The sequence below is a fragment of the Phyllobacterium sp. LjRoot231 genome (assembly GCF_964253365.1).
Classification (GTDB): Bacteria; Pseudomonadota; Alphaproteobacteria; order Rhizobiales; family Rhizobiaceae; genus Phyllobacterium.
This window is the reverse complement of the sequence record NZ_CAXUQT020000001.1, coordinates 1,479,055-1,487,500: the sequence shown is the minus strand read 5'-3', so window position 1 is coordinate 1,487,500 and position 8,446 is coordinate 1,479,055. Positions and strand designations below refer to the sequence as shown.

Below are 8,446 nucleotides of genomic sequence, written 5' to 3'. Positions count from 1 at the left end.
AGCGGTGTAACCCCTGGAGCGAAGGTGCGGCAGGGCCAAGTTATCGGTTACCTCGGATCAACCGGGCTTTCGACGGGTCCACACCTGCATTACGAAGTGATCGTCAACGGCTCGAAGGTCGATCCGATGCGTATCCGCCTGCCGAGCGGCGGTGAACTCGGCGGTGATGATCTGGTGGCATTCAGGCGCGAGCGTGAGCGTATAGACCAGCTCCTTAAAGAGGATGAGGCGAAAGGAACCAAGGTCGCCGCCAGCGGCTAATCCTATTCCTGGAATTCGACCGTCACGCCCTTCTGGACGAGCTTCGACAGTTCCGTCGCGTCCCAATTGGTCAGTCGCACACAACCATGACTGTTGGTCTTGCCGATCTTTGACGGTTCAGGTGTGCCGTGAATCCCATAGGTCGGCTTCGACAAGGCGATCCACACGGTCCCGACCGGGCCATTCGGTCCCGGCGGGATGGTCAGAACTGAATTGTTCTCGCCCTGCTTGAAGTTGATTTTTGGGTTGTAGGTATAATTCGGATTGAGAGCGACCCGCTCAACTTGCACCGTACCCGAGGGTGATGGCGTATCGGTCGATCCAATCGTCGCCGGATAGGCGACCACCAGCCTTCCTTCCGCATTGTAACCGCGTACCTGTTTGCGTCCCTTGTCGGCGATGATGCGCGTGACGGCGCCGCCTGCGTCCTGGCCTGTACTGGCAACCTGTATAGCGACACCCGGCGTGTTGAAATCCACGCCCGGATTGATTTCCTTCAGGTAGTTTTCGTCCATATGAAAACGCTCGGCCAGCATTTCCGTCACCGACGTGAAAGCCATCCGTTCGAGTTGCGCCTTGTGGCTGTAATCTTCGGGGATGGACGCAACAAATGGATAGGCGGCATCCTCGGATGTGATCGTATAGGACACGAACGCCGGACCGCCGGTCTGTTCCAGCGAGGCGTTAATGCCTTCTTCGTTGAGAGGATCGAACTTTTGCCCTGTCATTTCCTCGAAGGCGGCCACGGCCTTGTCGACGTTGCCGCCCTTATGGCCATCGATAACGCCCGGCGATACGCCAATCCGGTCGAGCAAAACCTGGATGGCAGCGATCTTGGCTTTCGCTCCCTGCCCTTTCGGTAATTCGATGGTCGGAGCCGGATTCGGGTGAACCGGAATCTGTTCCTGCTGCAGAGCGTCAGTCAGGCCATCGCTGGGTGATCCGGGCTCTATGAGATTCGGATCGGCCGGCTGCACGTTGGATTCGCCGTTGGCAGGTGGCAGAGCTTCGCGATCGATGCTGCCATAATCTCGTTCCGAAGGCAGCGCCGTACCGTAAGGATCATTCGAAATGGCGCCCGTGTCATAAGGATCCTGCGGCGCATCCGGAAAATAATCCGTTCCTTCGCTCGATTGACTGTTTTGCGGCTCCTCGACGGAAACGATGCGGCCACGCCGGTCTACGGTAATTTTCCGGCCATATTCGTCGAAATACGACCTATAGGCTTGTCGGCGCTCGCGTGGTTCGAACCATTGCGCAACGGTATATGAACTCTTGTCGTTGACGAGGGGCGCGACGATTTCATCTGCCTGCGCGGCGCGCGGAGCGACAGTGCCAACGGCAGCAAGGAGCAAAACCCCAAACAGTGAATAGTGATAAGACGCCATGCTCGTCGCTTCCGGTTTTTCGCTAGTAACTCGCCATTAAGCATAAATGACCGATTTTCCTGTCTTTATGGTTAATGCCGACAGGCTTTTATCGTTGCATTTATCCAATGAACGAGACGTGAAAATGGCCGCCATATGGCGGCCATTTCTTTTGTTTGATTTTTGCGGCCGAGGCAATTACGCCGCCTCGCTCTTTTCCCTTTCGGGAACGGACTTGACCGACTTGAAATTCAGCCTGTCCGACCCAGCGGTGATCTTGACCGTAGAGCCATCCAGTATCTCGCCAAGCAGGATTTTTTCCGCCAGCGGGTCTTGCACCTCCTTCTGGATCACGCGCTTCAACGGCCGCGCACCATAAGCAGGATCGTAACCTTTCGCGGCCAGCCAATTCGTTGCATCTTCATCGATCTTCAAAACGATCTTGCGATCGGTGAGGAGCGACTGCAGGTGCTGGAGCTGGATCGTCACGATCTTGCCCATCTCCTTGCGCTGCAACCGATGGAACAGGATGATTTCGTCCACACGGTTCAGGAATTCCGGCCGGAACGAGGCCTTGACCACATTCATCACCTCTTCACGAACCTCTTCGACATCCTGACCCTCTGCCAGTCCGACAAGATATTCGGCCCCGAGGTTTGAAGTCATGATGATCAGCGTGTTGCGGAAATCAATGGTGCGTCCCTGACCATCAGTCAAGCGTCCATCATCGAGAACCTGCAGAAGCACATTGAACACGTCCGGATGGGCCTTCTCGATCTCGTCGAAGAGAACCACCTGATAGGGCCGGCGCCGGACTGCTTCGGTCAGAGCACCACCCTCTTCATAACCGACATAGCCTGGAGGCGCGCCGATCAGACGCGAGACCGAATGCTTCTCCATATATTCAGACATGTCGAGCCGAACCATGGCCGTCTCATCGGAGAACAGGAAGGAAGCCAGCGTTTTCGTCAACTCCGTCTTGCCGACACCTGTTGGCCCGAGGAATATGAACGAGCCGATGGGCCGGTTCGGATCCTGCAATCCTGCACGCGCACGGCGAATCGCTTTCGATACAGCCTGAACCGCTTCGCCCTGTCCGACGACCCGCTTGGCGAGTTCATCTTCCATGCGCAGCAGCTTTTCACGCTCGCCTTCCAGCATCCGGTCCACCGGAATGCCAGTCCAGCGCGAAACCACCTGAGCGATATGATCCGGTGTGACGATTTCTTCGACCATCGAGGTCGAACCGTCATGCTGTTCGGCCTCAGCGAGCTGCTTTTCCAGCTGAGGGATCGTGCCATAGGCAAGCTCGCCCGCCTTCTGGAATTCGCCATTGCGCTGAGCAGAGGCAAGCGCATTGCGTGCATCGTCAAGCTGACGCTTCAGATCGGCCGCATGGCCGAGCTTCTGCTTTTCGGCCTGCCAGGTATTGGTTATTACCGTTGACTGCTCTTCCAGATCGGCGAGTTCCTTTTCCAGCCGTTCAAGACGATCGCGGGATGCGTCGTCTTTCTCGACCTTCAGCGCTTCACGCTCGATCTTCAGCTGCATGATGCGGCGATCGATTTCGTCGAGTTCTTCCGGCTTGGAATCCACCTGCATACGAAGGCGCGCTGCGCCTTCGTCAATCAGGTCAATCGCTTTGTCCGGCAGGAAGCGGTCGGTGATGTAGCGGTTGGACAATGTCGCTGCCGCAACAAGCGCCGAATCGGAGATACGGACCTTGTGGTGCTGCTCGTACTTTTCCTTCAAACCGCGCAGGATCGAGATCGTATCCTCGACCGTCGGTTCATCGACAAACACCGGTTGGAACCGACGGGCAAGCGCGGCGTCCTTTTCCACGTGCTTGCGGTATTCATCGAGCGTTGTGGCACCCACGCAATGCAGTTCGCCCCGGGCCAAAGCCGGCTTCAATAGGTTCGAAGCATCCATGGCACCTTCACCCTTGCCGGCGCCAACGAGCGTATGCATCTCGTCGATGAACAGAATAATATTGCCATTCGCCGAGGTGACTTCGGACAGCACAGCTTTCAGCCGCTCCTCGAATTCGCCGCGATATTTCGCACCGGCAATGAGAGCACCCATGTCGAGCGCCATCAACTGCTTGTCTTTCAGCGATTCTGGCACATCCCCATTGACGATGCGTAGCGCAAGGCCTTCGGCAATTGCGGTCTTGCCCACGCCCGGCTCGCCGATCAGCACCGGATTGTTCTTGGTGCGCCTCGACAGAACCTGGATGGTGCGGCGGATTTCATCATCGCGTCCGATAACAGGATCAAGCTTGCCCGACCGCGCATCGGCGGTGAGGTCACGCGCATATTTCTTCAAGGCATCGTAGCTGTTCTCGGCGGAAGCCGAGTCTGCCGTCCGGCCCTTGCGGATATCGTTGATGACCGCGTTGAGCCCGGCAGCGGTGACACCGGCGCGGCTCAAAATTTCGGAAGTCTTTGCTGATTTTTCGATCGCCAGGGCTGTCAGAAGACGCTCGACAGTGACGAAACTGTCACCCGCTTTCTGCGCCAGTTCCTCCGCAGTCGTGAAAACCTTGGCCAGGGGCTGGGCAAGATAAAGCTGGCCGTTACCGCCCGTCACTTTCGGTAAGGCGTCAAGCGCAGCCTGCAAGCCGAGGCGCACATCCGCTATGCGCCCACCTGCCCGCTCGATCAGGGACGCGGCAAGACCCTCCTCGTCATCAACGAGAACCTTGAGCAAATGCTCCGGTGCAAACTGCTGATGATTGGAGGAGAGGGCAAAAGTCTGTGCGGACTGGATGAAACCGCGAACGCGCTCGGTGTATTTTTCTATATTCATGTCTTGTCTCCTTTTACCGAGCAACCCTTGAAAGGCATTGCGCGGTGTGTTGGTGACGGGTCCCCTGCAAGAGGCAGACCCATTCGCTCGATGCAAATATGGGAATATTATCCGCAGCCTGCAAGATCGGAATTCTGACTTTTATGACGCCTCTCCCTGTCGAATTTTATCACGATAAGCCCCCTCTTTGCCACACCCGCTTTCGCGTCTGGCCATTGAATGGTGGTGGGAAAGACGGGCGGTCGTCGAAGCGCGTCTTGGTAGATAGATAATGCGATCCGAAGACCGCCCGTCCGGCGTTTTTTGATCCCGTCCGTTCCGCGTCGGAAACGCCAGCGGCCAGGACTGCGCCCAGCCAATCTGCCGCCCTCACAGTGCTCGTCCAGCACGCACCGGCCTTAGTACCGGCAGGGGAACCCTTGGACAGAACTTCCCCGGACGACGGGCCCGTTACCCGCCATCGGAGGCGCCGATCCTCTCCCCACTTCGAACGGCTCCGGAAGCAGTTCCCCATGGAAAGGACCAGATTAGAATAACCGAGGTTTGGAGGTGTTGGATAAACAGCCATGAATTATTTTTGATTTAAGGGTGCTGATTTGCCGGATGGCAATGCTGCTGTGCGTGGTTCGACAGGCTCACCATGAGGGAAATTGAGGATTGCATGGATAGTCGCCAACCTCGCAAATCTGGGATCGTTGTCGTAACTCTTGACTCTTTGCCATGCAAATCTTGGCTCCTTGCCATCAACCCACCTCCCTCATGGTGAGCTTGTCGAACCACCCACAGCAGCATTGCCATCCGGCAAATTTTGTACCTCAGCGGATCTTTGACACTTCTCAACAACCTATCGGAATCAAAACGCCATCCGCGGTTACCCACGGATGGCGCAAAGCTAGATCAAACTCGGATCAAACGTCGGATTCGACCGCTGCCCGACGCTTCTTCACCTCGGCGACAATACCAGCCGGCGAAAGATCGTTGGCGGTGTCCGGAGCACTTGCTTCAGCACTGCTTTCCTCCGCCACACGCGGTTCGCGCGGGCGAGCCGGCCTGCGGCCACGCGGTGCGCGGCGTGCTGGCTTTGCCTCAGCAACCTCTTCCTCAGGTGCCGCAGCGCCGTTTTCAACCGGCTGAATCTGTGGTTGAGGTTGCGGCTGGCGCTGGCTGACCGTGTCGTCGTCATAAACGACTTCGGCGGGGGTACCCTGAATGATCGGCTGTGGTCCGCTGCCGTTGATCGGCTGATGCATCACGCGTTCTTGCCGGTCTTGCCGGTCGCGGCGATCCTGACGTTCCGGACGGTCCTGACGTTCTTGACGCTCGGGCCGATCCCGATGGTCTTGCCGCTGCGGACGATCCTGGCGTTGCGAGAACTCCTGGCGTTCCGGAACCTCCTGACCATCGGTATCGTTGCCGTTACCGTTACCATTGGCATCATCGTCATAGCCGTTCTCATCGTCCTGATCCTGGTCCTGATCATCGCGCTGATACTGGACAGGTGCCTGAGCCTGAGCCGCAAGAATGATTCGATTGTAATGTTCGGCGTGCTGGAGATAGTTTTCAGCCATCACGCGGTCGCCGGCGCTCTGTGCATCCCGTGCAAGAGTGGTATATTTTTCGGCGACGTGCTGAGCGTTCCCCCGGATTTTGACATCGGGCCCGTTGCTCTCGTAGTTACGGGATAGTGGGTTGGGGCCTTTGCTGCGGTTATTGTTGTTACCGCGTCCGCGCATGCGCCTATTCTGCTGTACTGGCCTCATACTTATCTCTTTTCAGAAAATCAGGGGCGCTAATTTGCTCACCATTTGAGTCAAAAAGCTTCGCTTCTCAAGTGCCGACCTGAAGCGCGCCCCGCGCTTCAATCGCATCCAAAGTTCATAAAACTTTTGTGCTGCCGCAAAAACCATTTCTCCAGCTATTTCCGAAGAGAAATCAAACACCCGGAAATTTCCGTATCAATCTCTTGATAGGCAGAACCAGATTTGTTTCGGTTTAGAGCGGTAACCGGAAACTAGCCGTCTTCACGGCAAATTCCAAGCCTTTTTTCAATCTTTTTACATCGGTGCGAACAAAAGTGCCCTTTCGTGGCCACCAATATCCTTTTGAACGCCGCTCAGCGCGAAATTTTGTCGCGCAAAGATCGCTTCGATATCACGGCGTTGTCCAAAACCGATTTCCAATGCGACTGCACCGCCTTGCCTGAGATGTTGCCGGGAATGCCCGGCAATGATTCGGTAGGGGGTGAGCCCGTCCTGCCCGCCATCCAGAGCCTTGACCGGATCGTGCAGCGCTACCTCGCGTTGCAAGCCTTTTATATCGGCGGACGGTATATACGGCGGATTGGAAATAATCATGTCGAATGAGCCACTTACCTCGGAAAACCAGTCCGAATGGAGGCCTGCGAAACGATCTGATACTCCTGAGAGATGGGCATTGTCGCGCGCCGTATCAAGGGCCCCCTGAGAAATATCGACGCCGACCGCGCGCAATTGGTGGAATTGGTCGAGCAGCGCCAGGGCTATGGCGCCTGTCCCGGTTCCGAGGTCGATCAGGTCCGCAACACCCTGCGCCTCGATACGCTGGCGCAGGAAGGGCATCGCCAGTTCCACCAGTGCCTCGGTGTCGGGGCGGGGCTCGAGCGTGTCGGCGGAAAGCCCAAGTTCGATACCGAAGAAAGCACGCTTGCCGATGATGCGATGCACCGATTCGCCATTGATTCGCCGGTTAAGAACTGTGTGAAGCTGCGCAACGATCGTCTTGTCGATGGCGCGATTCGGATTGCGAATCGCCTCGAGCTGATCGCATCCGGTTATCCATTCGACCAGCAGCCGCGCATCGAGATCGGCGGTTTCGATTCCAGTTTTCGCAAGAAGAACGCGCGCCTCTCTGTGCATATCGGCGAGGCGCGTCCAGTGCTCTGCCATGGCGCTCAAAAGCTTTCGTTCATCTGGGCGAGCAACGCCGTCTGGTAGTCGGAAATTAGTGCGGTGATGAGTTCATCGAGATCGCCTTCCATGATGCGATCGAGCTTATACAGCGTCAGATTGATGCGATGATCGGTCACACGCCCCTGCGGGAAATTATAGGTGCGGATGCGCTCGGAGCGATCACCCGAACCCACCTGGCTGCGCCGGGCTTCGGAGCGCTCGCTATCGGCCTTCTGGCGCTGCATGTCGAACAAGCGCGAACGCAGAACCTGCATGGCGCGGGCGCGGTTCTGGTGCTGCGACTTCTCCGCCTGCACGACGACGATGCCTGAGGGAATATGGGTGATGCGCACGGCGGAGTCGGTGGTGTTGACGTGCTGGCCGCCCGAACCCGACGCACGCATCGTATCGATGCGAATATCGTCTGGCCGGATATCGATGTCGATTTCCTCAGCCTCTGGAAGGACGGCAACCGTCGCGGCGGACGTATGGATGCGGCCGCTCGCTTCGGTATCCGGAACGCGCTGCACCCGGTGCACTCCCGATTCAAACTTCAGCTTGGCGAAAACGCCCCTGCCCGAAACCATGGCGATCACTTCCTTGTAACCGCCGGCCTCGCCATCGCTGGCCGATATCAGCTCGACACGCCAGCCATTGGCCGCGGCATAGCGCTCATACATGCGGAACAGATCGCCGGCGAACAGCGCCGCTTCCGAACCGCCTGTGCCAGCGCGAATTTCAAGGATCGCGTTACGCTCATCGGCGACATCCTTCGGCAGCAGCAGGACCTGGATATCCTTCTCAAGTTCCTCGATGCGCTCATCGATCTCCGGCAGTTCAGCCTCGGCAAGTTCGTGCATATCCTTGTCGGTGGCGCTGTCGTCGAGCATGGCCTGCAATCCATCCGCTTCGCTGCGCGCAGCGAGCAGATCGCGGATCTTGGCGACGACAGGCTCAAGCTCGGAATATTCCGAGGCAAGCTTCACATAGGTCTCGGAATCAGGATTGCTCGCCATCTGCGTCTCCATCATGGAAAAACGCTTCAGCAGTTGATCCATACGATCCTGCGGAATAGACATT

Annotated in this window: 6 protein-coding genes (1 of these 6 cut by a window edge); 1 reads left to right on the top strand and 5 read right to left on the bottom strand. The window is 57.2% G+C overall.

Translation table 11 applies throughout. The features are described from left to right. Positions 1–261: the end of a M23 family metallopeptidase gene (locus ACSQ3H_RS07235; protein WP_436116422.1), read on the top strand. Its footprint begins 1,695 nt before the window's first position; 261 of the gene's 1,956 nt are visible here — the last part of the coding sequence; its start codon lies beyond the left edge, outside the window; its stop codon occupies positions 259–261. Between the two features lie 2 nt (positions 262–263). On the opposite strand, the gene ACSQ3H_RS07230 is transcribed toward ACSQ3H_RS07235, so the two are convergent. From ACSQ3H_RS07230 to prfA, 5 genes are all read right to left on the bottom strand, one after another. After that, positions 264–1,649 (bottom strand): L,D-transpeptidase, encoded by a 1,386-nt coding sequence (locus ACSQ3H_RS07230; protein WP_436116421.1) that lies wholly within the window; start codon positions 1,647–1,649, stop codon positions 264–266. 177 nt (positions 1,650–1,826) lie between these two features. Continuing rightward, on the bottom strand, positions 1,827–4,439 hold the full coding sequence (gene clpB, locus ACSQ3H_RS07225; RefSeq protein ID WP_436116420.1) for an ATP-dependent chaperone ClpB: 2,613 nt from the start codon (positions 4,437–4,439) through the stop codon (positions 1,827–1,829). A 908-nt stretch (positions 4,440–5,347) separates the two neighbouring features. After that, positions 5,348–6,199 (bottom strand): DUF4167 domain-containing protein, encoded by an 852-nt coding sequence (locus ACSQ3H_RS07220; RefSeq protein WP_436116419.1) that lies wholly within the window; start codon positions 6,197–6,199, stop codon positions 5,348–5,350. Between the two features lie 294 nt (positions 6,200–6,493). Beyond that, positions 6,494–7,363, bottom strand: a complete 870-nt coding sequence (gene prmC, locus ACSQ3H_RS07215) for a peptide chain release factor N(5)-glutamine methyltransferase (RefSeq protein ID WP_436116418.1) — start codon at positions 7,361–7,363, stop codon at positions 6,494–6,496. A 5-nt stretch (positions 7,364–7,368) separates the two neighbouring features. Beyond that, positions 7,369–8,445, bottom strand: a complete 1,077-nt coding sequence (gene prfA, locus ACSQ3H_RS07210) for a peptide chain release factor 1 (RefSeq protein WP_436116417.1) — start codon at positions 8,443–8,445, stop codon at positions 7,369–7,371. Position 8,446 lies beyond the last annotated feature (1 nt).

What these genes read in the sequence shown, in the direction of transcription:
- prmC (WP_436116418.1), bottom strand. Translation starts at nt 7,363, where the DNA reads ATGGCAGAGCACTGGACGCGCCTCGCCGATATGCACAGAGAGGCGCGC.
- clpB (WP_436116420.1), bottom strand. Translation starts at nt 4,439, where the DNA reads ATGAATATAGAAAAATACACCGAGCGCGTTCGCGGTTTCATCCAGTCC.
- ACSQ3H_RS07230 (WP_436116421.1), bottom strand. Translation starts at nt 1,649, where the DNA reads ATGGCGTCTTATCACTATTCACTGTTTGGGGTTTTGCTCCTTGCTGCC.
- prfA (WP_436116417.1), bottom strand. Translation starts at nt 8,445, where the DNA reads ATGTCTATTCCGCAGGATCGTATGGATCAACTGCTGAAGCGTTTTTCC.
- ACSQ3H_RS07220 (WP_436116419.1), bottom strand. Translation starts at nt 6,199, where the DNA reads ATGAGGCCAGTACAGCAGAATAGGCGCATGCGCGGACGCGGTAACAAC.